Origin of the sequence: Pseudomonas aestuarii (genome assembly GCF_027988105.1) — a bacterium.
GTDB classification, from domain to species: Bacteria; Pseudomonadota; Gammaproteobacteria; order Pseudomonadales; family Pseudomonadaceae; genus Aquipseudomonas; species Aquipseudomonas aestuarii.
This window is the reverse complement of sequence record NZ_JAQJZJ010000002.1, coordinates 637966-662156: the sequence shown is the minus strand read 5'-3', so window position 1 is coordinate 662156 and position 24191 is coordinate 637966. Positions and strand designations below refer to the sequence as shown.

The following is a 24191-nucleotide window of genomic DNA, read 5'->3' as shown; positions in this document are numbered from 1 at the left end:
CTTTATTCGCATGACGTTTGGTTAAGGGGTGGGCTATAGCCCGTCACGGTGAACGGAGCGAGCGACTTGAGTCGGTTGTTAGAGATGTTGGCTATCTCGTGAGTCTGGCTCTTGAGGTTAGTGTCTTTGTGATGAGACATATTGCTATAAATAAAATAGGTGGGGCTGAAATTGCAAGGAATCCCAATAGCACCTGTGTTGTGCTTGGTAGTAATTCTGGAGAAAACCAGAAGCTCGTGTCGATAATGCTTCTGCCGGCCACTTGGGAGAGAATTGTAATTACGCCTGATATTGCCAGGGCCTGATATATGAGTTGCGTTACCCCATAGGCTATTGTTAGAAAATAATAGCCTGTGAAGGCTTGGATGTTTCGGGCTGTAAACATGATTAAAGCTAAAGTGGCAATGCTGGAGAGGGCTCTGAAGTAGGCGATTTCGAGTGGTGCGAGTTTGATGTATGCGTAGTGAAATATTGAAATTCCGGCCGCTTTTGACAACGAGTTGTTGTAAATTGAGAGCAGGTGCTGGATGTCTTTCGTTAACATCCAGGTTGTTATGATTGATAACAAAAGTAGAAGGGCGTTGACGCGCAGTGAACCTGCAGTAGGCCTGGCATCTTCGTACGCTGGGGTTTTAAATGGATTGTGCACGAAAAATATCTCTAACGTTTGGTTAAGGGGCCGGCTTTAGCGGGCCCGAGTGAACGAAGCGAACGACTTGGGCCGTTTGATAGGCATTACGCGAATTTCGCTCCGAAGAAACCGAGTCCAGAAGTTATCCTCGCTACGCGAGTCCGTATTATTTCGGAGTCAACCTGTGCGCAGGTATCTATCACGTTAAGAACAAATGATATGTCTTCGAGAGCATTTTCATCGCTGCATACTAGTTCACCGCTTTCGACGAAAATACTATCTGCGTTGATCTCGACTAACGTTGACAAGTTGTAGGCCGCCTCTATCCAGCGGGCACGCGTTGAGTAAAAACGAGATTGCTCATCAATCTGCTCTTGAATTTTTTTTGCTAGGCTCTCCGTCTCGCTTGCTCTCTCCGCTTCGGGGAGAAGCGCTGTGGCAGCGAGCAGCTCTTTATTCATTGAAATAATATATTTTTCGTAAATGTTCTTATACGCTTCAACAATTACTTCAAGATCAGCTAGTTTGTGTTTTGCTAACCTACGAAACTCAGGCTGTACTAGCTTTTCTAGATCGATCACTGCAGATAATCCCAGTCGCTCCTGAGCGGCATTGAATTCCTTTAGTGCCTCCGCAGCGTATTTTCCATATTTAGCGGTGGTTTCTACCAATTGATCTACATAGGCTTTGCACGTACTCATGCTGGGGTTCTCCATGAGGCCTAACGATTAAGCTAAGGGGCCGGCTTCGCCGGTCCCAGCGAATGAAATGAGCGACTTCAGCGCCTTGTTAGCCGGTTTATAAACCTCCGAAACCGCTAAACCAAGGACGCGCAGCCCTACCTTTATGTCCTTCATACTCCGCTTTCTTTCTAAGTTGATTTCGACAATAAAATAAGCTGATCATCGCTGGGATTAATAATAAGTTGAACAGCCATTGACGTACATCTGTTGGCCCTAATGAGATTGATGCAAATAAATTAATTAGAATCACGACAGTTATAAAAAGTTATATTTGACATGTCTGCGCTTGATTAAGGCAAAGCTTTCCCAGTCGTAAATCATCCAGTCATGGGAAAAAGCATCGCATTTAGGGCACTTGTGAGTTGGAGGAAGACTGTCTGCGATATAGCTACAACTAGGGCATCGAACTTTCATGGCTCTATCCTGGTGCTCACGCTGTAGGCTAACAGTGATTAGATGGAATTCTTCGTTAATCCGATGGTAGTGGATTCTGCATAAGCACGCACCAAATTGGAATCTGCGTAACTGAAAATCCCAAAAAGATCAAAGTCTTATGTCAGTTCAACAGAAACCTTCCTGTATTCGCTTGACTTCCGCATTCTGCTCTACCGTTACCGCTGTATGAAAACACAGTAGTCAGGAGCCGGCATCGACATGGACAGTTCAACCTCCAAGCCCCGTCTGCGCGAGCAGGTGCGGGTGGTGATGCGGTTGCATCATTACAGTATTCGTACCGAGAAATCCTACTGGTACTGGATTCCTTACTTCATCCGCTTCCATCAGTTATGCCACCCTTTGGAAATGGGGGGCGGTGGAGGTCAATGCCTTTCTTAATTGGCTAGCCTCTTACCCATGTGCTGGGCCAGGGATTTGCCGGGGTGCAGAGCCCATTGGGCTAGCGCTGACTCAGGCAGGCTACCGCCGCCCCGACGCACTACGGGGCTGGCGACTGAATGACAGGAAAAGGGCGTGACGGCGATCCTTGCCGGGTAGGTGGGGAGCTGGCATTCCATTGGATTGGCCGAGCATAGTGCAGTGAGTCGTTCGCGCCAAGCCAAGGCCCCTGCGGCCTGGCAAGCGCACGCTTGGGCCCTGGCCGGCGCTGACGGCGCTTCGCTGCGGCCATCAGCCGGACGGCCGCCCCGGCCACGGCAGAGCCTTGATAACACTCTGGCTGGAGTTGCGGATGAGGTTGGCCTTCTGCACCCGTAGGGCTGCTCGGCAGGCCTGTCCGCATCCAGCGCTAATTGGGATGGCGGCACGGGTTATAGGACCCGATAGATTTCCCAGCGGTTGGTTCCGGAAACGACATGGGGCTCGAGATCTTTGCTCCATTGCTTATGGGCTTCGATGGTCGCCAGCTTTTCCCAGACTTGGTTGAGCTCGGTGAGATCGTTGATCAGGTGCTCCGTCTGAATGGTGGCCTCCAGTGCGCCGATGGAGCCGGTGAGCAGGCGCATCTTGTCCGCGCTCAAGCCGACCTGGGGGGCGATGTCGCGTATCCAGCGCTGCATCAGGTCGATCACATCCTGTTTGTAACCGAATTTCGCATCGATGCTCCAACGGGCAATCATCATGACGAATCTCCTGGCGAAGAAAAATATGACGCGAACGGTATGGCTTTTATCCGCCTGGTACGCCGGCGCCTGCGAGGCACTCCTTCGCGGCACTGTAGTTGCGTACTGATTAACTTATAGCGCAGAGACGCGCTGGAGCGGGTCAACCGGACGGACGCCGGGGCGCGTTCTCAGTCCGAGGCAGGGGCGGGCTGCAGCAAGGCCTCGATAAAACTCTGTCCCCAGTTGCGAATAGGGTTGGCCAGCAGCGCCGCATACAGCTGCCGATGACGGCTGCGGCGTTCCTCCAGTGGCATCTCCAGGGCGAGCTTGATCGCCTCGGCCAGGGCGTCGCGGTCATGCGGGTTGATGATCAGCGCGGCGCCCAGTTCGGCGGCGGCACCGGCGAACTGCGAGAGGATCAGCACGCCGGGGTCGGCCGGGTCCTGGGCGGCGACGAATTCCTTGGCCACCAGGTTCATGCCGTCGCGCAGCGGCGTGACCAGGCCGACCCGGGCCTGGCGCATGACCGTGGCGACGTCCTCGCGCCGGTGGTTGCGGCTGACGTAGCGCAGCGGCACCCAGCAGACGGCGCCGAAGCGGCCATTGATGTGGCCCACCTTGGCGTTGACGATCGCGTCGATCTCGGCGTACTCGGGGATGTCCGAGCGGCTACCGGGAGCGATCTGCAGGTAGGTGACGCGGTTGTGCCATGCGGGGTTGCGTTCCAGGAAACGTTCGTAGCCGTCGAACCGGTTGACGATGCCCTTGGAGTAGTCGAGGCGGTCGACACCCACCAGCAGGGCGCGGCCGGCCAGGCTGTTGGCGAGCTGCCGCGCGAAGTCTCCCTGCGCCGATTGCTGCGCCAGGCTGCGAAAGCCTTCGGCATCCACCCCGACCGGGAAGGCACCGACCCGAAAGTGCTGGTTGCCCAGGTAAAAGTGGCGTTCGTCGCGGGTTGTCGCGCCGATTACCTGGGTCAGGTAGCGGGTGAAGTTACTCGCGTCGTTGGCGGTCTGCAGGCCGATCAGATTGTAGGCGGTGAGCGCACCGACCACCTCGCGATGACGGGGCAGGGCGGTGAGCAGGTCAGGCGGCGGCAGCGGAATGTGCAGGAAGAAGCCGATACGGTTGGCGTGGCCGCGCGCGCGCAGGGCCAGGGCCAGCGGCATCAGGTGGTAGTCATGCACCCAGAGGAGGTCGTCTGGCTCGAGGAGTGGGCTCAGGCGTTCGGCGAAGAACTGGTTGACCCGCAGGTAGCCCTCCAGATCGGACTCGTTGAACTGCGCCAGATCCAGCCGATAGTGCAGGATCGGCCACAGCACGCGGTTGGCGAAGCCGTTGTAGTACTCGCGGAAATCCTGCGGGCGCACGTCGGTGAGCACGTACTTCATGGGCCCGGAGTCGATGGTAACGGGCGGCGGCGGGGTGTCGGACATCTGCCCGCTCCAGCCGAACCAGAGCCCGTCGCGGCCCTGCATGGCGGCCTCCACCGCTACCGCGAGGCCGCCCGGGGCGGGTCGGCCCTGTTCGTCGGGGAGCGCTACCCGGTTGGATATCACCACGAGCCGCGACATAGCCCCTCCTTCCAGCTGAGCGACAGGCGCATGCCGCTGTCGATCAGTCCAGCCATCGAGTAGGTGGGGCTGTTGCTCCACCGTTCGCCGGTGAGCGGCTGCAGATCCTCGGCCAGCAGGCCGAGTTCGCGCGCGCCCCGCTGCCTGATCATGGCGCTAGCGCCCTGGCCGCCTGAATCAGGGCGGCGGGCAATGCTGCAGAGGGCGGCGCTGGCAGCGGGCAGCAGGCGTCCACCCGCCACGGCCGGTCCGCCCCGTTCGGGCAGCATGGCCAGGGCCGCGCGCAACGCGTCCGCTGCGCTGAGCGCATCGGAGGGCTGGGCAATGTCCAGCAGGTTGGCATCGGCATCGAGAAACAGTGAGCAAGTCACGCCCCGTTTGCGCAACCAGGCGCTGAGCCGGGCACTCGCCGAGGCGTGCCTACGCGAGGCCGCGCCCGCGTCGGTTTGCCCCTGATTGAGCTGACAGGACATGGGGATTTCCCTCACAGCTGTCTGCGCCGCGTCGACGCATCCGTGCGGGCGGCGATGAGCTAAGAATAGCATCGCTGCCCTGCGGCCCGCCGGCTGGACGGCCGTTGAGAGGGCCGCTAGATGCCGAACGGGTAGGTCTCGTCATCGTGACTTGCGCTGCCGGGGGCGCTTAGTGGTTTGATCGGCTGGGTTTCGTCAAACCAGATGAAGGCATCGAACTGATCGGCCAGCACGGCCTGGAAATAGTGGCTTTGCAACTCGGTCAGCGGCCGGTAGATGACGCCGATGGCGCGTTCGAGCAGCAGGGTGGACAGCCCGTCGCGCAGGGGTTGCTGCCTGGGATCGCGCCAGTCGAGCAGGGCGGCGTCGAGGCCGCTCTGGTGGAACTGATACTCCCAACTGTTTGGGCGTGCCGGGCGGATGTCCTTGATGTGCATGGGGCCATCCCAGTCATCGGCGGCGGCCACCTGGCCATGGTCGGTGCCCATGCCGATCAGGACGGCGTCGTGCTCCCAGGCCATCCGGCTGAGTTGACCGATATTGAACTCGCCGCGCCAGCCCATGGCGGTGGCGGCGGCATTGCCGATATGCGAGTTGTGCGCCCAGACCACGGCTTTCGCCGCCGGGCCACGGTGGTGCAGCAGGGCCTGCAGGGTCTCGAACATATGCCGGTCGCGCAGGTTCCACGAGGCGGCGGAGCCGCGGTACATGACCCGGTAGTACTGCTCGGCCGCCCGCACCACCCGGGCGTTCTGCGCGGCATTGAAGAGGTCTTCGTGGTCTTGCCCGAAGGCTTGCAGGCGTTTGCCCAGCAGGCAGTTGAGCTGGGCGACCACCGCATCCTCGCAGGAGCCGCCGTTGCCGTGTTCGACGAACAGGCCATAGCGTGCCGGCTCGTCCTGCCAGGGCGACAAGCACGCATAGCGCTGGCGTGCTTGTTGGGCCTGCTGCGGGTCGACCTGATCGAGATAATGCAGGACCTCGGCCATGGAGTTGCGCAGGCTGTAGACATCCAAGCCGCGAAACTCGACGCGCTGGTCCGCGGGCAACGATTGGTTGTGGTGGTGCAGCCAGTGGATGAAGCGCGAGACATCGGTATTGCGCCACATCCAGGTGGGGAAGCGGGTAAAGGCACTTTGGGTCCAGGCCGAGGTATCGCGCTGGCGGGCGAAACGGTCGAGTTGCGCGGCGTCTGGCCAGTCCGCCTCGGCGGCGACGATGTTGAAGCCGTGCCGTTCGATCAGGCTCTGGGTAATGGCGGCGCGGGTTCGGTAGAAGTCCGAGGTGCCATGACTGGCCTCGCCGATCAGCACCACGCGGGCATCACCGTAGCGGTCGAACAGTTCGGCGAAGGCGCTGCTGTGCAGGTCCGGCAGGGGCTCGGCGTATTGCCGGATGAGGGCCGGTAGCTCGCTGGCCTGCGCCGCTGAACGGTTGGCAATTTCGATCGGGGATCCCATGACGCACCTCCGCTCACGAGTCGCTCACTTATCAGCGTAGTGCGGCCAGGCTCACGGATTCTCGCACGGCGACGAACGCACGTCCTGTGTGCCGGGCGCACTGGCAAGCGTCTGCCGGTTAAGGGAACTCACGGCGGATCGGAGCTGTCGGAGCGACTGTTAGCGATTGTGAAAACCACGCTCGCCTGCTGCGACCGCCTCCAAACGCCCGCTGCTGAGGCTGTGCGGCGTGAAAAGCAGGAGCATTCAGCTCTCTGAGCTGCCCTGCGTTTCTCGCGGCGCGCGTCTTGCCGCGAGCACTGCAGTGGGTCTCGCTGCGGCGCGCGATATTTTCACACGCTGTGCATTGTGCTGGTCCCGCGGGGGTGGCGACTCCAGGGCTCTGACCTCCGGCAGGGGGGCATTGTCGATAGGGGCGACGTCTGGTCGAAAATGGTGGTTGGCGACACCTGGCTTCTCCCGGGGCTTTTCTTTATTGTGGCGGCCCGCCAAAAAGCTCGAGTAATCAATATGTTGGAAAATAGCCTAAGTCAGTTGGAACAGCTGGTCAGTGACCTTGTGCAGGCGAACAAGGCGCTGCAGAGCACAAACGTGCAATTGAGCAGCGAACTGGCGCAGATCAAGGATGAAAACGAGACCCTGCAGTTGAGCGCGATCGAGCAGGAAGAACTGCACGGCGCCACTGTCCAGCGCATCCAGGCCCTGGTGGAGCTGGCTACTGGCAGCACCACGGTCAAGGCGAGCCCGGCTAACGTATGAGTGCTGACAGTGCATCGATCCAGGTCATTTCAGTCCTGGGCAATGACTACAGCATCAAGGTGCCGGTTGGCCAAGAAGCGGATTTGACCGCGTCGGCGCAGCTGCTCAAGCGCCTGCTGGCGGAGACCAAGGCCCAGTCGACGACCCTGATCGGCGAGCGCCTGTTGGTACTCACGGCGTTGAAGTTGTGTGCGCAGCAGATCGAGCTGGAGCAGCGCCATCGGCAAAACATCGAGCATCTCGAGGGCGCAGTCAGCGCCAGGGTCGCCGATATCGCCGGTTTGATCCGCCAGGCGTGAGGCCAAATACAAGCGCCGACTGTCGGGGCATGCCCGTCTGCATCGTGGCGCACTGCTAGCCTGTTCTATTGGCCAGCCCTGGGAGGGGCTGTCAATCGGCTCCCACTGCCGGCCACTGGAGAGTGCCGAGCGGCGCAGGAGTTAAAGCTATGACGGAACTCACGACAGACAAGCAAGCAATCAACCAGGTGGTGCGCAATTATGTAGAGGGTATGGTCTTCGCGGATCAAGACCGGCTGCGACAGGCGTTCCATCCCGACTGCCGGATCATCGGCCACTATCATGGCGATCTGGAGTGGTTATCGCTGGATGACTTCATCGCCGCCATCGAGGCCGAAGGCCCGGCCCCGAGCACTACCCCGCCAGTATGGGAGGTGGAAAGCATCGATATAACGGGTGATGCGGCCGCGGTGAAGATGACCGATCTGTATTTTGACCTGAAGTTCACGGACTACCTGGCGCTGCTGAAGATCGGGCAAGACTGGGTGATCGTCAACAAGCTGTATTACTACCATGCTTAGGTGACGAATAAGCAACACCAGGGATGCAGGCGATGACCCTAGCTTCAGGCGCGCGCCTGCCAGCAAACGTCAACAGGCCCTGGGTTTCGCACCCTGCCAAAGCCAAGACTGGCGTCTTGGATTTTTTTATTCGAGTGCGCCGCAGGCCCCCCGGGCGGCATGGCAGTGGCGAGTCAGCGGTAGCGGGAAAGGATGGTCTCGAACTCGCCCGCCTGGCTCATCTGCACCAGGGCGCGCAGCACCGCCATGGTCGGCACGTCCGGTTCGTCGCGTACGATACAGGCCACAATGTCAGCGGAAACTTCCAGCAGCGGCTGGAGTTTATGGCCAGCCGGCTGCTGGCGGTTGAACCACTGCAGCGACAATTCGTTGCTAATGGCGTAGTCGTAGCGCCTGGCTTTGAGCTTATCCAGCGCCAGCGTCTGGGTGCGGGCGTTGTCGCGGCGCAGGTGGCCGCTGGCGAACAAGGGCTCGAGTTCGGGGTAGGTGAAACCCAGTACGGTGCCGATCGTCTCGCCCTGCATCCGGCTCACCTGCACCTGCTGGTGGCTGCGGCCGACCAGCAGGTCGCGCTGGACCATGAACGGCACACTCCAGATGTATTGATGGTGCGACTCGCTTAGCCAGGCCGGGTTGACATAGCAGCGCACGTCGACTTCACCACGCACCAGCATTTGTTGAATGCGCGGGCGAGGCCTCACTAGCATTTCGGCGCGGCGGCCGACTCTCTCGGCCAACCGTTGTTGCAGGTCATGGATAATGCCGCCGATGGCCTGGCCGTGCTCAATGTGGATCAAGGGCATGGCCCAGCTTTCGCTCACGGCAAAACGTAACGGCCGTTCCTCGGCGGTAATACCCAGGCTCAACAGAATCAGGGTGAGAGAGAGGCAGCGCATAGTGGGATATTCGTTTTATTGCCAGGCAACCAGAGGCCGCCTGATGGTGAAAATGAAGGGTGAGATTAGCGGGCCATCGGCAAGGCCGCACCCATCAATGCAAACAGGCCGCCGCAGCAGCGGTTGAAGCCTTTGCCGCTGCGCTCCAGCCAGGGGCGGATACGGTGGGCGGCGCGCGCCAGCAGGTACTCGACCAGGCCTTCCACCACCGCGAAGGTCAGGGCCATCACCGCGAACTGCAGCCAGAGGTCGCCTTGCGGGTCGAGGAACTGCGGCAGGAAGGCGCCGAAGAACAGGATCACCTTGGGGTTGGACAGCGCCGACAGCAGGCCTTGGCGAAACAGCGCGCGGCCCGGTTTTGCGACTGCCAGAACAGGGGCGCTGAGGTGCAGCGGCGGGGCGCGCCAGAGCTGGATGCCGAGCCAGATCAGGTAGCCGCCGCCGATCCATTTGAGGATGTTCAGGGCGTTGGCCGAGGCCTGCAGCAGGGCGCCGATGCCGAACATCGACAGGGCCATCAGCACGGCGAAACCAATCACCCCACCAGCCACGGTCCACAGGGTCTTGCGGTGGCCATAGAGGGCGCCGTGGGTCAACGCCAGCAGGCCGTTGGGACCGGGAGTCAGCGACAGGCCGATGACGGCGGCGAGATAGAGTAACCAGCTGTGCAGGGCCATATGGTTTCCGTGGGAGAGAAGGGCGCGTGTTGCGCCTGCCTTGGGGGATGCTGGCTATACCGGGGGCAGCGGTCAAGCGGCTGCACTCAGAGCGCCGCGTCGAAGCTGTCGGCGCGGGCCATTTTCCACATCCGTTGGTAGAACTTGCCTTCGATCTGCTCGTCGAGCAACTCGCCTGGCTTGAGGTAGACGTGTTGCTGGGCGAACAGCTTGATCTCGCTGGCAGAAATGCGCCGCACCAGATGGCGGGCGTCCAGTTGCGCCGGGTGCTCGAGGCCTGCGGCGGCGAGCATCTCCGCCAGCGCCTTGAGGGTGTTGCGGTGGAAGTTGAACACCCGCTGGGCCTTGTCCTCGGGCACCAGGGCGCGTTGACGCAGCGGGTCCTGGGTGGCGACGCCGGTCGGGCATTTGTTGGTGTGGCAGGAGCGGCTCTGTACGCAGCCGATGGCGAACATGAAGCCGCGCGCCGAGTTGGCCCAGTCGGCGCCGATGGCCAGCATGCAGGCGATATCGAAGGCGCTGACGATCTTGCCGCTGGCGCCGAGCTTGATCTTGTCGCGCAGGCCGCACCCGACCAGGGTGTTGTGCACGAACAGCAGGCCTTCGCGCATGGGTACGCCAATATGGTCGGTGAACTCCAGCGGCGCGGCGCCGGTGCCGCCTTCCTTGCCGTCAACGACGATGAAGTCCGGCAAGATACCGCTCTCCAGCATGGCCTTGGCGATGCCCATGAACTCCCAGGGGTGACCCAGGCATAGCTTGAAGCCGATCGGCTTGCCGCCGGACAGTTCGCGTAACTGGGCAATGAACTGCAGCAGTTCGAGCGGGGTGGAGAAGCTGCTGTGCCGCGCTGGCGATATACAGTCTTCGCCCATCGGCACACCGCGGGTCGCGGAGATTTCCGCAGTGACCTTTTGCTTCGGCAGGATGCCACCGTGGCCGGGTTTGGCGCCCTGGCTGAGCTTGATCTCGATCATCCGCACTTGTGGCTGTAGCGCCTGGACGGCGAAGCGCTGCGGGTCGAACCGGCCATCGCTGGTCCGGCAACCGAAGTAGCCGCTGCCCAGTTCCCAGATCAGGTCGCCGTCATGTTCGCGGTGGTAGGCGCTGATGCTGCCTTCGCCGGTGTCGTGAGCGAAATTTCCCAGCTTGGCGCCCTTGTTCAGGGCGCGAATGGCATTGGCACTGAGCGAGCCGAAACTCATCGCCGAGATATTCAACAGCGACGCCGAGTAGGGTTGGCGGCACTGCGGCCCGCCGATGGTCACCCGGAATCCGGCCGGGTCGCTCAGTGGCGCCGGGCGTATCGAGTGGCCGATGAACTCGAAGCCGTTCTGGTAGACATCCAGCAGGGTGCCGAACGGCTTGTCGGCGATTTCCTCCTTGGCCCGCGCGTAGACCAGCGAACGCTGGGAGCGGGAGAAGGGCAGCTGCTCGCGGTCGGCTTCGAGCAGGTACTGGCGGATTTCCGGGCGGATCTTCTCGACCAGGTAGCGGATATTGCCCAGTACCGGGTAGTTGCGGCGGATCGCATGACGCGTCTGCAACAGGTCGCCGATGCCGATCAGGCTGAGCACGGCGCCAATCAGGGTCAGGGGCCACAGCCATTGGTGCTGCAGCAACGCCAGGCTGACCAGGGTGAACAGCAGGCAAAAAGCGAAGAAGGCGTAACGGCTGAGCAGCGACAGGGTCATGCAGGCTCCGAATGGCAAGGCAGGGCGAGGCGTCAATGTAGACGGCCGGGTGGGCGTTCGTCGATCGCTGCGCGCTCGGCTGCGTGGTCACGCCTGGCCAGCGTACTGGCGGCGATAAGGTAATCGGGCGTGCTCACTGCGGGTCGCACACCGAAAAGAAACAGGCTCAGACCTCGGCCAGCGGCAGGGTGAAATAGAAGGTGCTGCCTTCGCCCAGCACACTGCTATAGCCAATCTTGCCGTTCATGCGTTCCACCAGGTTTTTGCAGATACTCAGGCCGAGCCCGGTGCCGCCTTTACGGCGACTGTCCGAACCATCGGCCTGGGCGAATTTCTGGAAGATGCGTTCGCGAAATTCCTCGGCGATACCGGGGCCGTAGTCGTGCACCTGGACCCTGACTTCATGCGCGATGATGGTGGCGGATATCTGCACCTGGTTCTGTGGTTCGGAGAACTTCACCGCATTGGAGATCAGGTTGCTCAATACCTGTTGCAAACGCAGGCTGTCGATTACAACCGGTACCTGCTCCGGTAGCGCCTGGTCATCCAGGCTGAGGTGCACCTCGAAACTGTCGGCGTATCCCTGGTTATGCAGCAGCGCTTCATTCAGCAGGGGGCGCAAGTCGGTGCTGCTGAGCTGGATGCTGGTTTGACTGAATTCGAGCTTCTCGATATCCAGAATGTCGTTGACCAGGCTGACCAGTCGTTCCGAATTGCTTTGCGCGATGCAGACCAGCGCGCGCACCTTCTCCGGCAACTCGCCCACAGCACCCGCCGCCAACAGGCCTAGCGAACCCTTGATCGAGGTGAGTGGGGTGCGTAATTCGTGGCTGACGGTGGAGATGAACTCACTTTTCAGGCGTTCGACCTGTTTGCGCGCGCTGATGTCGCGGGCCATGCAGATATAGCGTTGACGCCCCGGCAGTTCATAGCGGCTCAGGCTGATCTCCAGTTCCAGCTGTTGCGCGTCGGCATTGTTTGCCGTGACCTCCAGCGGCTTGCCAAGCATGTCATCCCAGGGCTCCCCTGACTGCCGGTGCAGCATGGGGATCAGGCCGCCTATCTGCCTGCCCAGCAGCGCACTGGCGGTATAGCCGAACAGGCGGCTGCTGGCAGGATTGGCGCGTTCGACCCGGCCTTGCTCATCGAATATGAGAATGCCTTCGGCGGCGCTTTCCAGGATGGCACTCAGCTCCAGGGTGCGTTGTTTGACCTGATGGCGAATCTGATCGGCGCGCCCTGTGATGGTCAGCAGATAGCCGCCGAGCAGGCTGCATAGCAACAGGCCGCCCGCCAGCACCGCCCATGGCTGCAGGCCATGGTTGCGTTGCAGAAAGGCTTCGGTTGGCGAAATCGACAGCTGCAACATGCGCCCGGCCACCTGAAACGACTCCTGCCAGAGCAAACCTGCCGCATAGGGCGGTAAGCTAGCGTTGGCTTGGCCATACAGGGGCTGCGGCGTGGCGTCGGTAATATCGAGCAACTGCAATTGGAAGCTGTCCGCCGGATAGGCCTGGAGTGCATTGTCAATAAGGTCGGCAATCCGGATCACCGCCACCGCATAGCCGCGTAACTCACGGTTACGCTCGCCCACACTGAGCGGCGGATCGCCCTTGTAGACCGGGTACAGCAACAGAACGCCGGGTTGCGGCGCTGCGTTGTCCTGTATGAGGGTGATCGGTGCCGTCATCACCGCCCTGGCGCTATCGCGCGCCTTCTCCAGGGCCTGGCGTCTGTGTGGTTTGGACAGCACGTCGAACCCCAGTGCCTTGGCGTTGGCCGCGAAGGGCTCGACAAAGGTGACCGGGGCATAGGTCTCTCGTTGTGCGGCGGGAACCCGCTCGTCTGAGTCGTTGTTTTCGTTGATGCTGAACCCTGGAAAGCCTTCGGCAACCATCTGCGCCTCATAACGCGCACGCTGGTCGGCGCTGATCAATGGGTCCCAGCTCACCGCGGTGATCCCTGGATAGGTGCTCGGCAGATTCGCCACGAAGCGGGCGAAATCTTGCCGGGAAACTTGAGATGAGGATGAAAAGAACCGCTCTATGGACTGGGCTGCCTTGCCGTAAAGCTCGAAGCGGAACTGCAGGGTAGTACTCATCATCTTGGCCTGTTCGTGAAAGCGCAGGCGCAGGTTGTTCTGCTCGGCTTCGCTGGCACGGATGAAGATCAGCACCATGATGCTGCAGCTGATCAGCAGCGGCAGGCCCACGCTGCCAGCGCGGCTGCGCCAGAGGGCGCGGGGCTGGGCGAAGAGGATGAGCATCAGCGGGGTGGCGATCAACACGCCAATGCTGTCGCCGACCCACCAGGTCCACCAGCTGAAGGGCAGTTGCGCGGCCGTGATGACCTGGCTCAGGTACAGCACGCCAGCACCGCCGCTGGCGCTGATCAGGCACGCCAGCGGCCCGCCGATAAAGAGCAGGAGGAAAATGCTGCGTTCATCGGTGAGCGAGGTGGGGAACCCGACGAAATGACGAATCAGCCAGCTGCCGACCAGGCTCTGCAATGAGGTGCCGAGTGCGATGCCCATGGCGATCAGCAGGCCCTCGAGGCTCAGGTGCTCGAAGCTGACGAAGCCGATGCTGAGATTCAGCAACGTCGAGCCGAGAAACACCCCGGCGAGCATGGGGTACCCCCAGACCAGCACTGCGGCCAGGGCGATCCCCACCGGCGGAAAGATGGCACTGGCGAACCCCGGCGGAATGGCCAGCATCAGCGCCAGATGGCCTGCTACGGCATAGGCCAGAGCAAGCAGCAATATCTTCGCAGGCAGGGGCGCGGCGGCAAAGGGTGCAGTCTGCATAGACTGTAGGGCTCCGTTGATGCGGGTTATCCAACTGTGGTGGCGTCCGATTCAAGCTTGGCCTTCATGCAAACAAGCCGGTCAGCATTAATCCGAGGCAGCGCACTGGTTCTAGCGGGTGAAATATACTGGTTGGGGCGCAAGGAAAAATTAGCGGGGGGCTAGGGTCTGTTGCCGTGGGTGCGTCACTGCATGGCTCGAAAGCTAGCGGAAGAGCACTCACACCACAAGTCAGTACCGCCAGGGTGGGCGTTTTAGAGGCAGTTAGCAGCTCCCTGCAGGCACCTGTCTGTCGTGGGGACGAAGCCCAGCCGGTTGTGGCACACTCTGCGCTTTGGAACGAGTGTGCTACTGCTCGGCGATAATGCCCGTTAGCACTCAATGATTTCTGTCTATGGCCCGCCGGCCAGGGGCTCATGCATAAATGGCCGCGATGCGCGGCAAATTAACGAGAGGAATGACCGTGCACAACGTCGTGATCAGTGGTACCGGCCTGTACACACCGGCGAACAGCATTTCCAACGACGAGCTGGTGGAGTCCTTCAACGCTTACGTACAGCAGTTCAATGCGGACAATGCGGCGGCAATCGCCACGGGTGAGGTCGCGGCACTGATCGAGTCGAGCAGCGCCTTTATCGAACGGGCGTCGGGGATCAAGAGCCGCTTCGTGATCGACAAGGACGGCATCCTCGATCCGCAGCGCATGGTTCCGCGGATTCCCGAACGTTCCAACGAGCAGTGGGGCATTCTCTGCGAGATGGCCGTCGCCGCCGCCCAGGAAGCACTGGCGCGGGCGGGCAAGACCGCTGCGGATATCGACGGGGTGATAGTCGCCTGCTCGAATCTGCAGCGCGCCTACCCGGCAGTGGCCATCGAAGTGCAGGCGGCACTGGGTATCCAGGGTTTCGGCTATGACATGAACGTGGCCTGCTCCTCGGCCACCTTTGGCCTGCAGGCCGCGAGCAACGCCGTACAGCTCGGCCAGGCGCGGGCGATCCTGATGGTTAACCCGGAAATCTGCACCGGTCACTTGAACTTCCGCGACCGTGACAGCCACTTCATCTTCGGCGATGGCTGCACCGCGGTAATCATCGAGCGGGCCGACCTGGCCACCTCCGCGCACCAGTTCGATATCGTCAGCACCAAGCTGATCACCCAGTTCAGCAACAATATTCGCAACAACTTCGGCTTCCTCAACCGCGCTGCGCCAGAGGGTGTTGGTGCGCTGGACAAGCTGTTCGTCCAGGAAGGCCGCAAGGTGTTCAAGGAAGTCTGCCCGATGGTCGCCGAGCTGATTGCCAGCCACCTGGCGGAAAACCAGTTGAACGTTGGCGACGTCAAGCGCTTCTGGCTGCACCAGGCCAACCTCAACATGAACCTGCTGATCGCTCGCAAGCTGCTCGGTCGTGATGCCGAGCCAGGTGAAGCGCCGGTGATCCTCGACAGCTATGCCAACACCAGTTCGGCCGGTTCGGTGATCGCCCTGCACAAACATCAGGACGACCTGCCGAGTGGGGCGTTGGGCGTACTCAGCTCATTCGGCGCCGGTTACTCGATCGGCAGCGTGATTCTGCGTAAGCGTTAATGGACTACCCGGCCGATAGCGCGCTGCTCGCCCGCCTGCTGGCTGGCGAGGAGAAGGCTTTCCGCGAATTGGTTGCTACCTATCAGGGGGCGATGCGGGCGGTGGCTTTCGCCATCGTTGGCAGTCGCAATGCCGATGAGGTGGTGCAGGACGCCTGGCTGGCGGTGGTGCGCAATCTGAAAGGGTTCCAGGGCCGCTCCAGCCTGAAGACCTGGCTGCTGACGATCACGGCCAATACCGCCAAGACGCGCCTCAAGCACAACCGTCGAGAAGTGCTGCTGGACGATCTGCCGGGACCGCACGGAACAGTTGGCGAGAAGCGCTTCGCGGACGACGGCCACTGGTTGCGGGAACCGTTTGCCTGGCATCAGGACACGCCGGAGGCACTGCTCACGGAGGAAGAATTGCGCGAATGCCTGGAAAAAACCCTGACCAGCCTGTCGGAGCTGCAGGGCAGCGTCTTGCTGCTGCGCGAGCGCCAAGGCCTGGAGTTGGAGGAGATCTGTAATCTTTTGCAGATATCGCTCTCTAATGTCCGGGTGTTGTTGCATAGGGCACGGTTGAAGGTGTTCGCCACCCTGGAGCATTTCGAGGAGACCGGCCAATGCTGAGTTGTAAGGAGTTGGTGGCGAACTCCAGCGATCTATTGGATAGCCAGTTGAGTCTGCGCCAGCGTCTTGCGGTGCAGATGCATCTGGCCATGTGTTATCGCTGCAGGCGCTTTATCAAACAGATGCGTCTGAGTCAGCGGGTGTTGCGCGCGTTACCGGATGCCGCCATTCCCGAGCTGGAGGAGTTGGCTGCACGGCTGGCCGAAGAGGTTCGCACGCGGCGTTGATCGGGGCTGAAAAAATGAGTGTCCGTATCTGATTGCAGTCTCGGGCCATGCCAGCCAGCGCGGTTGGCGTCAGTGCCTATGCTGTGATGGCAACATTACCCTTTCGACCTGGGAGCGCTGGATGTCACCAATTACCAGCCACGATGTCTGGTTCGCCGGTCTCCGGGCGCTCAGTGGCGACAGTTTTCCCAAGCGCTGTCGCAGTTGCGGGCGGGAATTTGCCAGCGAGGCGGACTACTTCCAGCAGACCCAGGCGATTCGCCCTGATATCACCGGCCTGAAGGCCGTCTACGACGACGAAGAGGGAACGCTGGTCGAGGTCTTCCGGAACTGCGTATGCGGCTCCACCCTGTTGGTCAACTGCTTGTCGCGGCGCGACGACTCGGCGTCCGGGCATAGCCGGCGGCGGCTGTTCGACGACCTGCTCGCCTATTTGCAGCTCCATGGTGTCGAGCGGGCGCAGGCGCGGCGCGAACTGCTGCGGGTGGCGTCCGGCGAACGCAGCGAAGTGCTGGAGGCCTGGTACGGGCGGATTGCCGCACGTGGCGCCAAGCCTGGGAGCTGACAGCTTGTGAGCAAGCGCTCGCTTACTGCTGCCGTCTCCTAGCCCCCATCGTTCTGAGCAATTACCTCGAGAAATCCACGATCCGTGTCACTCGTCGCCGGCAATGCGATGTTGTTTGCGCCAGAGCGATGGCGTTCCCCTGGCCGTTTTCGCGGCTAAAGCCCCTGCCACAAGAACAGCCTGTTCTGTAGAAATTCGTCCTTCGGTACTCGGGAGCATCTATTTCTGCTTATAGATATTCGAAGTAAAAAAGTTCCACTGTCATCAAAAGTTTATATATCAGCAATCGCGCTGACATAACCCGTCGCCAAGATTCCCTGCAGCACGAACGAGCGCGATCGCTCGGGTGTTTTCAACACTAAACGTCTTTTAGAGGAATCTTCGATGATCCGTAAGCACAGCTTCCGTGGAACAATGGCCGGTTTCGCAGCCAGCGCCCTGGCTCTGGCCGTTTCCGCCCAGGCTTTCGCTGGTACCGTCACCACCGACGGCGCCGATATCGTGGTCAAGACCAAGGGCGGCCTGGAAGTAGCCACTACCGACAAGGAATTCAGCTTCAAGCTGGGCGGCCGTCTGCAGGCCGATTACGACCAGTTCGACGGCATCTACACCAAGAACGGCAAGACTGCCAACGAGGCTTACTTCCGTCGTGCCATCCTGGAAATTTCTGGTACTGCCTACAAGGATTGGAAATACGCTTTCAACGTCGACTTCGGTGAAAACGGTTCGAGCAAGTGGGATGAAGCCTCCGTCACGTACACAGGCTTCAAGCCGGTCAACGTTAAAATCGGTCGCTTCGACCCGGATTTCGGCTTGGAAAAAGCCACCAGCTCCAAGTGGATCAGCACCATCGAACGCTCTGCCATCTATGACCTGGCCGACTGGGTCAACGATAAGCAGGATGGCATGGGCATTCAGGTCAGCGGTGTGGCTGGCGAGTTGTTCTACGGCTCGGCCGGTATCAATCGCGCCAAGGGCAACGAAGACGCTAACGGCGACAACAACAACACCTACAACCTGCGCGGTGTAATCGCGCCGATGGCCGAGGCCGGTAACGTACTGCACTTTGGCGTCAACTACGCCAAACGCACTACCGAAGATTTCGATGGCCGTGTGCGCTCGCGTATGAACGTGCGTGGTACCACCGAAGACAGCAAAAACGGCAACCGTCCGGACTTCGCACCTGCAGTCGCTGGCGAGTTCGACGGCGACAATGTCTGGGGTCTGGAAGCCGCTTTCGCCATGGGACCATTCTCCGTCCAGAGCGAATACCTGCGTCGCGACATCGATGCCAAGTCTGGCTCGCTGCGTAATGACCGCGAAGCCTCTGGTTACAACGTACAGCTGGCCTACACCCTGACCGGTGAAGCCCGCGGTTACAAGCTGGACGGCGGTAAGTTCGACAGCATCAAACCGGCCGACAAGCAGATGGGTGCCTGGGAGCTGGTATATCGCTACGACAATATCGAGGCTGAAGAAAGCGGCTTCGTGGACACTAAGGCCAAGATCCACACTGTCGGTGTGAACTGGTATGCCAACGACGCGGTGAAAGTCTCCGCCAACTACCTGATGGCGGACAGCGACAATATCGCCAATGCCAACAACGGCGATGATGGCGATGCCGTAAGCATGCGCCTGCAGTACGTTTTCTAAGTGAATCGATCAGTAAGATAACGTTGCTCCCTTCAAGCCCCGCCTCGTGCGGGGCTTTTTTTCGTCAGGGCAACAGGCCAGACTGCGGCCATGCCTATATCGATCTTGTACTCGCTGAGCGAGTTGGATGCTTCGCGCTGGGATGCCTTGCGCATCGATCAGCAGCCTTTTCTGTGCCACGCCTTCCTCTCGGCGCTGGAAGACAGCGGCAGCGTGGGCGGTCGCAGCGGCTGGCAGGCGGCGCATCGTGTGCTGCAGGACGGCCAGGGACGGGTGCTGGCGGCCATGCCAGCCTATGTGAAAAGCCATTCCTATGGCGAATACGTGTTCGACCATGGCTGGGCCGATGCCTGTCACCGTGCGGGCATCGACTATTACCCCAAACTGCTCGGCGCCATTCCCTTCTCGCCGGTGAGCGGTCAGCGTGTGCTCGGCGATCCGCTCGCCGCCGGGCAATTGCTCGATGAGCTGAGCGCCAGCCTGACGCAGCAGGGCTTGTCGAGCCTGCATATCAACTTCACCAGCGCGGCCGATGATGCGCTGCTGCGGGGGCGTGACGGCTGGTTGCAGCGTCTCGGTTGCCAATACCATTGGCGCAACCGCGGCTACCGGGATTTCCAGGATTTTCTCGATGCCCTCAGCTCGCGCAAGCGCAAGCAGATGCGCAAGGAGCGTGAGCAGGTGGCGGGGCAGGGCATTGAATTCGACTGGCGCGAAGGGCATCAGCTCAGTGAGGACGAGTGGGATTTCGTCTACCTGTGTTATGCCAATACCTACCGGGTGCGCGGCCAGATGCCCTATCTGACCCGAACGTTCTTCAGTTTGCTGGCCGAGCGGATGCCGCAGATGATCCGCGTGGTGCTGGCGCGCCAGGGTGGCAGGCCGGTGGCCATGGCGTTCAGCCTGATCGGTGGCGATAGTTTGTATGGCCGCTACTGGGGCTGCCTGGCGGAGTTCGATCGGCTGCACTTCGAGACCTGTTTCTACCAGGGCATGGAGTATGCGATTGCCCAGGGGCTGCAGCGCTTCGATGCCGGTGCCCAGGGCGAGCACAAGTTGATCCGCGGCTTCGAACCGGTGATCACCCACTCCTGGCACTACCTCTGCCACCCGGGCTTGCGCGCGGCGGTGGCCGACTTTCTCGAACAGGAGCGGGTAGGCGTGCGGGGCTACGCCGAGGAGGCGCGTGGCTTGTTGCCGTATCGGCAGGGCTGAGGTTTTTCGCGGGCATGGAACTAGGCGTCCCCCCCGCTCCTACGGGTGATGCGGCGCCCAGTTCCATGGTCGCCGCGTTCGATCAACTGGCGGTGGCTGCCGGTTTCGACGAGGCGGCCCCGGTTGATTACCACCAGGCGGTGCATGCGCGCGATGGCCGACAGGCGGTGGACGATGGCGATCACTGTCTTGCCCTCCATCAGGGTATCTAGGCTTTCCTGGATCACCGCCTCGACCTCGCCTTGATACTGGTCGAAGAACGCGGCGTCCGGGTTGGCCTTGAAGACGTCGATCAGGGCTTCGAAGCGGCGAAACAGCATCTCAGGCAACCTGCCTTGGCAGGAGTAAGAATACTGATTCTATCCCTCAAGCCGTAGACGCTCGACTGGCGGGCAATGCCGCAGGGTGAAGGCCATCGCAGGGGCGCAGACGGCTGCTGTCGAGCATCGTGGGCGGCTGAACCTTGGCGGCTGTGCGCCGCCCATGGGTTACAGGCGCTTGGCTTCGAGAATCAGTACCACTTCGCGCGGTACGTTCTGCTGGCCGCCGCGAGTGCTGGTCGGTACCTGGGCGATCTTGTCGACCACCTCCATGCCACGCACCACCTTGCCGAATACCGCGTAACCGAAGTCGCGCGAGCCGTGGTCGAGGAAGGCGTTGTCCTTGTGGTTGATGAAGAACTGGCTGGTGGCCGAGTCGCGCACCTGGGTGCGCGCCATGGCCAGGGTACCGCGCACGTTGTGCAGGCCGTTGTCGGCTTCGTTCTTGATCGGCGCCCGGGTCTGCTTCTGCTGCAGGTTGGCATCGAAGCCGCCGCCTTGCACCATGAAGCCCGGAATCACCCGGTGAAACTGGGTGCCAGCGTAGTAACCGCTGTCGACGTAGGCGAGGAAGTTTTCCACGCTGATCGGCGCTTTTTCCGCGTCCAGTTCGATTTCGATGTCACCGAGACTGGTGGTCAGCAGCACTTTCGGGTTCTCCGCAGCCATCAGGCAGCTGGCAAACAGTACGGAGCAGGCGGCAAGGGCGAGTTTTTTCAGCATGGTTGTTGATCCTTGTTGAGGGCAGTGGGGTTAGGGTCTGTTGACGTTTCGTTGCGGCCGCGACGGAGACCATTTTGGCGCAGAACAAGGCGCGATGAGCGTAGTGTGGTTGTTCCACATGAGCGACGAGTAACGCCGTGCTGCGCCAAAATGGTCCCGTCCCATAGGGTTGCGCGTAAAATCTCGCCATGCGGCGTTGCGGGACTTGGCAAGGGAATACCATTCCCTGCGTCCCGCGCCTTGCCTGGCGAGATTTTACGCGGCAACGCGGCTCGCTTTGAAACGTCAACAGACCCTAGCCTGTTCGACTTCCTCGAGGAAGGCCAGCAGGCTGCTGTTGAAGCGCTGCGGTTGATCCAGTGGTGTGGCGTGACGCGAATCTTCGATCACCAGCAGGCGCGCGTTGGACATTTCCTTGACGTAGGCCTCTTTCTGCGCGACTGGGGTGTAGTCGTGATCGGCGGCGATCACCAGTGTAGGACAGGTGATGCGCGCCAGGCGTTCGCGTACACCCCAACCGATGATCGCGTCGAGGCTGGCGAGGTAGGCGCGCTTGTCGTTCTCTGGCCAGCGCTCTTCGATCTTGCGCCGCAGTTCGGCTTGCTCGGGCTTGGGGAACAACAGGTTGCCCAGTGCCTTGGCGATGGTCTCCAAGCTGAACAGGCGCGACAGGCCCCAGCGTTTGGCGATTTCCAGGTACTCGAACGGGTTTTTCGCCTTCACTTCAGGGCCGCTGTTGACGATGCACAGGCTCTTTAGCAGTTCGGGGTGGTCGACGCCCAACTGAAAACCGATCATGCCGCCCATGGAGATGCCCACCAGGTGCACCCTGTCGAGCCCCAGGTGCTCGATCAGTGCACGCACATCCTGGGCAAAAGCGGCGATGCTGTAGCTTTCGCGCGGCTTGTCCGAGCGACCGTGACCACGGATGTCGATGGCGATCACCCGGTAGTGCGCAGCCAGTTCGGGGATCTGGTATTCCCAGTCGCGGGTGCTTGAGCCCAAGCCGTGTACCAGCAGCACCGGCGCGCCCTGGCCGTACACTTCGTAGTGCAACTGACAGCCATCATTATCGTAGTAGGACATGGGGGGTTCCTGTCAGCTGGTTGATTGGGGGGCGGCGAAGGGTGCATTGAGGGGGGCAGCGTCGAAGTTCCTGATCAGGTCAACGAGAATCTGGCTGGCTGGACCCAGGGGCTTGTCCTTGTGGCAATAGAGGGTGAAGCGTGGGTGGTTGCTGCCGCCCTGTACCAGGGCCAGGGGTTTGAGTATGCCACTACTCAACTCGCGGTCGATCAGGTGGCGCGGTAGCCAGGCGAAGCCGAGGCCGCTGCTGACAAAGTGGGCGGCGGTCGACAGGCTGCTGACCGTCCAGCGTTGCTCGGCACCCAGCCAGCCGACGTCGCGCGGCTTGCTGCGCCCGGAGTCGCGTATGACCACCTGCAACTGGTTCTGCAGATCCTCGAAGGTCAGCTTGCGTTGCAGCTTGTGCAGTTGATGGTCGGGGTGGGCGACCGCCACGAACTCCACTTCGCTGAGTTCATGGCCCAGGTAGCCGACCATGGCCAGGCTGCTGATGGCCAGGTCTGCGGTGCCTTCCAACAGTACTTCTTCTACGCCCGAGAGCACTTCCTCACGCAGGCGCACGCGGCAACCGCGACTCTGCGGGATGAAGGCGGCCAGTGCCCTGATCAGCCGCGCGGTCGGGTAGGCGGCGTCAACCACCAGGCGTACCTCGGCCTCCCAGCCCTGATCCATGTTGTAGGCCAGGTCTTCCAGCTGGCTGGCCTGCTTGACCAGTTGCCGCGAACGGCGCAGCAGCACGTCGCCGGCCTCGGTTAGCACGGCCTTGCGCCCGTCGATGCGCAGCAATGGCACGCCGAGTTGTTCCTGCATCCGCGCAATGGTGTAACTGACCGAGGATTGCGAGCGATGCAGCACCTCGGCGGCCTGGGCAAAGCCACCCTGATCGACTACGGCCTGCAAAGTACGCCATTGATCGAGGGTCACGCGGGGCGCTTTCATTATCCTCTCCTATTCACGCGAGTCGTTGGGTGCACAGTGGGACGAACTCGCCCTAAACTGGCAGCCCCTTGTTGGAGACTGCCGCATGAAAATTTTTTGCTGTGCCCTGATCGCCCTGATGCCGCTGGTTGCTTTCGCTTATCCGATCGAGGTGGAAAAACAGCTCAACGGTGCCGAAGTGTCGGTCACGACCCAGGAAATCGATCACAACATGGGCACCGTGCTGCTCTACAACTACGGTCAGACGCAGGCCAAGTGCACCGGGGTGTTCCGCAACGGCCCCGAGGCGCCGCGCTCGCGCAAAGTAGTCTTGGCGCCGGGGCAGAGCAGCAACCTGACGATAAAGTTCGCCCGCAGCATCATCAAGCTGCGCGTGCAGTTGACCTGTAGCCTGCAATGACTGCCGATGACAGGGACATTAGCGATCCTAGTGCGTGGTGTTTGATAAATCAATTTTACCGATAGGTAAAGGCGGTTATTTGCGCTTTTTAATCGATAGGTGTGTCTCTACTCTTTGCTCCATCGACGTTAACCAATCCCCTCGATGGAGCAAAAAATATGTCCAATATTCTGGTAATCGAAAGCAGCGCCCGCCAGCAAGGTTCGGTTTCCCGTCAGCTCACCGAGCAATTCATTGCCCAATGGCAAGCCACTCACCCAGCCGATCAAATCCAGGTGCGCGACCTGGCAGTCGAGCAAGTGCCGCACCTGGACGCCAATCTGCTGGGGGGCTGGATGACCCCGGCCGACCAGCAGAGTGTCGCCGAGCAACGTGCATTGGCCCTGTCCAACACCCTCACCGATGAAGTGCTGGCTGCCGATGTGCTGGTGCTGGCCGCACCCATGTACAACTTCGCCATCCCCAGCACCCTGAAAGCCTGGCTGGATCATGTGCTGCGTGCTGGCGTCACCTTCAAGTACACCGAAACCGGCCCGCAGGGCCTGCTCACTGGCAAGCGTGCTTTCGTCCTGACCGCCCGTGGCGGTATCTACGCCGGCGGCAGCATGGATCATCAGGAACCCTACCTGCGTCAGGCATTGGCCTTTATCGGCATCCACGAGGTGAGCTTCATCCACGCCGAAGGCCTCAATCTGGGCGGTGAGTTCATGGAAAAAGGTCTGGCCGAGGCCAAGGCGCAAGTGGCGCAAGTGGCCTGATAGACCGTGCTCGGCCA

General features: G+C 60.9%; 25 protein-coding genes and 1 pseudogene. 12 read left to right on the top strand and 14 right to left on the bottom strand.

From position 1 onward, the window contains the following. Positions 1-91: 91 nt before the first annotated feature. A complete protein-coding gene (locus tag PH586_RS07035) occupies positions 92-649 on the bottom strand; it encodes a hypothetical protein (RefSeq protein WP_271347036.1) in 558 nt (185 codons plus the stop codon). Positions 650-735: 86 nt separating this feature from the next. Beyond that, positions 736-1332, bottom strand: a complete 597-nt coding sequence (locus PH586_RS07030) for a hypothetical protein (RefSeq protein WP_271347035.1) — start codon at positions 1330-1332, stop codon at positions 736-738. Between the two features lie 696 nt (positions 1333-2028). On the opposite strand from PH586_RS07030, the gene PH586_RS07025 reads away from it, so the two are divergent. After that, positions 2029-2208 (top strand): phage integrase N-terminal SAM-like domain-containing protein, encoded by a 180-nt coding sequence (locus PH586_RS07025; RefSeq protein ID WP_271347034.1) that lies wholly within the window; start codon positions 2029-2031, stop codon positions 2206-2208. 431 nt (positions 2209-2639) lie between these two features. On the opposite strand, the gene PH586_RS07020 is transcribed toward PH586_RS07025, so the two are convergent. From PH586_RS07020 to PH586_RS07005, 4 genes are all read right to left on the bottom strand, one after another. After that, positions 2640-2951 (bottom strand): hypothetical protein, encoded by a 312-nt coding sequence (locus tag PH586_RS07020; protein ID WP_271347033.1) that lies wholly within the window; start codon positions 2949-2951, stop codon positions 2640-2642. A 170-nt stretch (positions 2952-3121) separates the two neighbouring features. Next, a complete protein-coding gene (locus tag PH586_RS07015; protein WP_271347032.1) occupies positions 3122-4507 on the bottom strand; it encodes an alpha,alpha-trehalose-phosphate synthase (UDP-forming) in 1386 nt (461 codons plus the stop codon). After that, positions 4489-4980 carry a hypothetical protein gene (locus tag PH586_RS07010; protein WP_271347031.1) on the bottom strand — a complete coding sequence of 164 codons (492 nt, stop codon included), beginning with the start codon at positions 4978-4980 and terminating at the stop codon, positions 4489-4491. Before PH586_RS07010 ends, PH586_RS07015 begins: the two co-directional genes overlap by 19 nt. 116 nt (positions 4981-5096) lie before the next feature. Next, the gene (locus PH586_RS07005; RefSeq protein ID WP_271347030.1) at positions 5097-6440 is read right to left on the bottom strand and encodes an erythromycin esterase family protein; all 1344 of its coding nucleotides are present in this window, start codon (positions 6438-6440) and stop codon (positions 5097-5099) included. 510 nt (positions 6441-6950) lie between these two features. Between PH586_RS07005 and PH586_RS07000 the strand changes: the two genes are divergently transcribed. The 3 genes from PH586_RS07000 to PH586_RS06990 all read left to right on the top strand — a co-directional run bounded on the left by PH586_RS07000 (position 6951) and on the right by PH586_RS06990 (position 8019). Further along, positions 6951-7199: a hypothetical protein gene (locus PH586_RS07000; protein ID WP_271347029.1), complete on the top strand. Its 249-nt coding sequence runs from the start codon at positions 6951-6953 to the stop codon at positions 7197-7199. Beyond that, positions 7196-7498 carry a cell division protein ZapA gene (locus PH586_RS06995; protein WP_271347028.1) on the top strand — a complete coding sequence of 101 codons (303 nt, stop codon included), beginning with the start codon at positions 7196-7198 and terminating at the stop codon, positions 7496-7498. Before PH586_RS07000 ends, PH586_RS06995 begins: the two co-directional genes overlap by 4 nt. A 149-nt stretch (positions 7499-7647) precedes the next feature. Beyond that, positions 7648-8019, top strand: coding sequence for a nuclear transport factor 2 family protein (locus PH586_RS06990; protein WP_271347027.1), 372 nt, complete (start codon positions 7648-7650; stop codon positions 8017-8019). A 173-nt stretch (positions 8020-8192) separates the two neighbouring features. On the opposite strand, the gene PH586_RS06985 is transcribed toward PH586_RS06990, so the two are convergent. The 4 genes from PH586_RS06985 to PH586_RS06970 all read right to left on the bottom strand — a co-directional run bounded on the left by PH586_RS06985 (position 8193) and on the right by PH586_RS06970 (position 14092). Beyond that, positions 8193-8915, bottom strand: coding sequence for a substrate-binding periplasmic protein (locus PH586_RS06985; RefSeq protein WP_271347026.1), 723 nt, complete (start codon positions 8913-8915; stop codon positions 8193-8195). 65 nt (positions 8916-8980) lie between these two features. Further along, positions 8981-9592 (bottom strand): LysE family translocator, encoded by a 612-nt coding sequence (locus PH586_RS06980; RefSeq protein WP_271347025.1) that lies wholly within the window; start codon positions 9590-9592, stop codon positions 8981-8983. An 86-nt stretch (positions 9593-9678) separates the two neighbouring features. Continuing rightward, on the bottom strand, positions 9679-11286 hold the full coding sequence (locus PH586_RS06975) for an FMN-binding glutamate synthase family protein (RefSeq protein WP_271347024.1): 1608 nt from the start codon (positions 11284-11286) through the stop codon (positions 9679-9681). A 166-nt stretch (positions 11287-11452) separates the two neighbouring features. After that, entirely contained in the window at positions 11453-14092 is a 2640-nt protein-coding gene (locus PH586_RS06970; protein WP_271347023.1) for a CHASE domain-containing protein, read from the bottom strand. Between the two features lie 463 nt (positions 14093-14555). Between PH586_RS06970 and PH586_RS06965 the strand changes: the two genes are divergently transcribed. The 6 genes from PH586_RS06965 to PH586_RS06940 all read left to right on the top strand — a co-directional run bounded on the left by PH586_RS06965 (position 14556) and on the right by PH586_RS06940 (position 19948). Continuing rightward, a complete protein-coding gene (locus PH586_RS06965) occupies positions 14556-15677 on the top strand; it encodes a beta-ketoacyl-ACP synthase III (RefSeq protein WP_271347022.1) in 1122 nt (373 codons plus the stop codon). Beyond that, positions 15677-16288 carry an RNA polymerase sigma factor gene (locus PH586_RS06960; RefSeq protein WP_271347021.1) on the top strand — a complete coding sequence of 204 codons (612 nt, stop codon included), beginning with the start codon at positions 15677-15679 and terminating at the stop codon, positions 16286-16288. Before PH586_RS06965 ends, PH586_RS06960 begins: the two co-directional genes overlap by 1 nt. Continuing rightward, the gene (locus PH586_RS06955; protein WP_271347020.1) at positions 16282-16515 is read left to right on the top strand and encodes an anti-sigma factor family protein; all 234 of its coding nucleotides are present in this window, start codon (positions 16282-16284) and stop codon (positions 16513-16515) included. The genes PH586_RS06960 and PH586_RS06955 overlap by 7 nt, the downstream gene beginning before the upstream one ends. 121 nt (positions 16516-16636) lie before the next feature. Next, complete coding sequence (locus PH586_RS06950) at positions 16637-17080, top strand: hypothetical protein (protein WP_271347019.1); 444 nt, start codon at positions 16637-16639, stop codon at positions 17078-17080. A 384-nt stretch (positions 17081-17464) separates the two neighbouring features. Beyond that, positions 17465-18733, top strand: a complete 1269-nt coding sequence (locus tag PH586_RS06945; RefSeq protein WP_271347018.1) for an OprO/OprP family phosphate-selective porin — start codon at positions 17465-17467, stop codon at positions 18731-18733. Between the two features lie 90 nt (positions 18734-18823). Beyond that, positions 18824-19948 carry a GNAT family N-acetyltransferase gene (locus PH586_RS06940; protein WP_271347017.1) on the top strand — a complete coding sequence of 375 codons (1125 nt, stop codon included), beginning with the start codon at positions 18824-18826 and terminating at the stop codon, positions 19946-19948. A 20-nt stretch (positions 19949-19968) separates the two neighbouring features. Here the strand turns inward: PH586_RS06940 and PH586_RS06935 are convergent. From PH586_RS06935 to PH586_RS06920, 4 genes and pseudogenes are all read right to left on the bottom strand, one after another. Further along, positions 19969-20187: pseudogene (locus PH586_RS06935) on the bottom strand (hypothetical protein); the annotation flags it as partial. A 249-nt stretch (positions 20188-20436) separates the two neighbouring features. Continuing rightward, positions 20437-20991: a peptidylprolyl isomerase gene (locus PH586_RS06930; protein WP_271347016.1), complete on the bottom strand. Its 555-nt coding sequence runs from the start codon at positions 20989-20991 to the stop codon at positions 20437-20439. Positions 20992-21276: 285 nt separating this feature from the next. Beyond that, a complete protein-coding gene (locus tag PH586_RS06925) occupies positions 21277-22077 on the bottom strand; it encodes an alpha/beta fold hydrolase (protein WP_271347015.1) in 801 nt (266 codons plus the stop codon). A gap of 12 nt (positions 22078-22089) precedes the next feature. Then, positions 22090-23016, bottom strand: a complete 927-nt coding sequence (locus PH586_RS06920) for a LysR family transcriptional regulator (protein ID WP_271347014.1) — start codon at positions 23014-23016, stop codon at positions 22090-22092. A gap of 85 nt (positions 23017-23101) precedes the next feature. Here PH586_RS06920 and PH586_RS06915 point away from each other — a divergent pair, with 85 nt between their 5' ends. Together PH586_RS06915 and PH586_RS06910 are read left to right on the top strand one after the other, a co-directional pair. Continuing rightward, a complete protein-coding gene (locus PH586_RS06915; protein ID WP_271347013.1) occupies positions 23102-23416 on the top strand; it encodes a 3-phosphoglycerate kinase in 315 nt (104 codons plus the stop codon). A gap of 158 nt (positions 23417-23574) precedes the next feature. Next, positions 23575-24174 carry an FMN-dependent NADH-azoreductase gene (locus PH586_RS06910; protein ID WP_271347012.1) on the top strand — a complete coding sequence of 200 codons (600 nt, stop codon included), beginning with the start codon at positions 23575-23577 and terminating at the stop codon, positions 24172-24174. Positions 24175-24191: the final 17 nt, after the last annotated feature.

What these genes read in the sequence shown, in the direction of transcription:
- PH586_RS07030 (WP_271347035.1), bottom strand. Translation starts at nt 1,332, where the DNA reads ATGAGTACGTGCAAAGCCTATGTAGATCAATTGGTAGAAACCACCGCT.
- PH586_RS07025 (WP_271347034.1), top strand. Translation starts at nt 2,029, where the DNA reads ATGGACAGTTCAACCTCCAAGCCCCGTCTGCGCGAGCAGGTGCGGGTG.
- PH586_RS07020 (WP_271347033.1), bottom strand. Translation starts at nt 2,951, where the DNA reads ATGATGATTGCCCGTTGGAGCATCGATGCGAAATTCGGTTACAAACAG.
- PH586_RS07015 (WP_271347032.1), bottom strand. Translation starts at nt 4,507, where the DNA reads ATGTCGCGGCTCGTGGTGATATCCAACCGGGTAGCGCTCCCCGACGAA.
- PH586_RS07010 (WP_271347031.1), bottom strand. Translation starts at nt 4,980, where the DNA reads ATGTCCTGTCAGCTCAATCAGGGGCAAACCGACGCGGGCGCGGCCTCG.
- PH586_RS07005 (WP_271347030.1), bottom strand. Translation starts at nt 6,440, where the DNA reads ATGGGATCCCCGATCGAAATTGCCAACCGTTCAGCGGCGCAGGCCAGC.
- PH586_RS07000 (WP_271347029.1), top strand. Translation starts at nt 6,951, where the DNA reads ATGTTGGAAAATAGCCTAAGTCAGTTGGAACAGCTGGTCAGTGACCTT.
- PH586_RS06995 (WP_271347028.1), top strand. Translation starts at nt 7,196, where the DNA reads ATGAGTGCTGACAGTGCATCGATCCAGGTCATTTCAGTCCTGGGCAAT.
- PH586_RS06990 (WP_271347027.1), top strand. Translation starts at nt 7,648, where the DNA reads ATGACGGAACTCACGACAGACAAGCAAGCAATCAACCAGGTGGTGCGC.
- PH586_RS06985 (WP_271347026.1), bottom strand. Translation starts at nt 8,915, where the DNA reads ATGCGCTGCCTCTCTCTCACCCTGATTCTGTTGAGCCTGGGTATTACC.
- PH586_RS06980 (WP_271347025.1), bottom strand. Translation starts at nt 9,592, where the DNA reads ATGGCCCTGCACAGCTGGTTACTCTATCTCGCCGCCGTCATCGGCCTG.
- PH586_RS06975 (WP_271347024.1), bottom strand. Translation starts at nt 11,286, where the DNA reads ATGACCCTGTCGCTGCTCAGCCGTTACGCCTTCTTCGCTTTTTGCCTG.
- PH586_RS06970 (WP_271347023.1), bottom strand. Translation starts at nt 14,092, where the DNA reads ATGCAGACTGCACCCTTTGCCGCCGCGCCCCTGCCTGCGAAGATATTG.
- PH586_RS06960 (WP_271347021.1), top strand. Translation starts at nt 15,677, where the DNA reads ATGGACTACCCGGCCGATAGCGCGCTGCTCGCCCGCCTGCTGGCTGGC.
- PH586_RS06955 (WP_271347020.1), top strand. Translation starts at nt 16,282, where the DNA reads ATGCTGAGTTGTAAGGAGTTGGTGGCGAACTCCAGCGATCTATTGGAT.
- PH586_RS06950 (WP_271347019.1), top strand. Translation starts at nt 16,637, where the DNA reads ATGTCACCAATTACCAGCCACGATGTCTGGTTCGCCGGTCTCCGGGCG.
- PH586_RS06945 (WP_271347018.1), top strand. Translation starts at nt 17,465, where the DNA reads ATGATCCGTAAGCACAGCTTCCGTGGAACAATGGCCGGTTTCGCAGCC.
- PH586_RS06940 (WP_271347017.1), top strand. Translation starts at nt 18,824, where the DNA reads ATGCCTATATCGATCTTGTACTCGCTGAGCGAGTTGGATGCTTCGCGC.
- PH586_RS06930 (WP_271347016.1), bottom strand. Translation starts at nt 20,991, where the DNA reads ATGCTGAAAAAACTCGCCCTTGCCGCCTGCTCCGTACTGTTTGCCAGC.
- PH586_RS06925 (WP_271347015.1), bottom strand. Translation starts at nt 22,077, where the DNA reads ATGTCCTACTACGATAATGATGGCTGTCAGTTGCACTACGAAGTGTAC.
- PH586_RS06920 (WP_271347014.1), bottom strand. Translation starts at nt 23,016, where the DNA reads ATGAAAGCGCCCCGCGTGACCCTCGATCAATGGCGTACTTTGCAGGCC.
- PH586_RS06915 (WP_271347013.1), top strand. Translation starts at nt 23,102, where the DNA reads ATGAAAATTTTTTGCTGTGCCCTGATCGCCCTGATGCCGCTGGTTGCT.
- PH586_RS06910 (WP_271347012.1), top strand. Translation starts at nt 23,575, where the DNA reads ATGTCCAATATTCTGGTAATCGAAAGCAGCGCCCGCCAGCAAGGTTCG.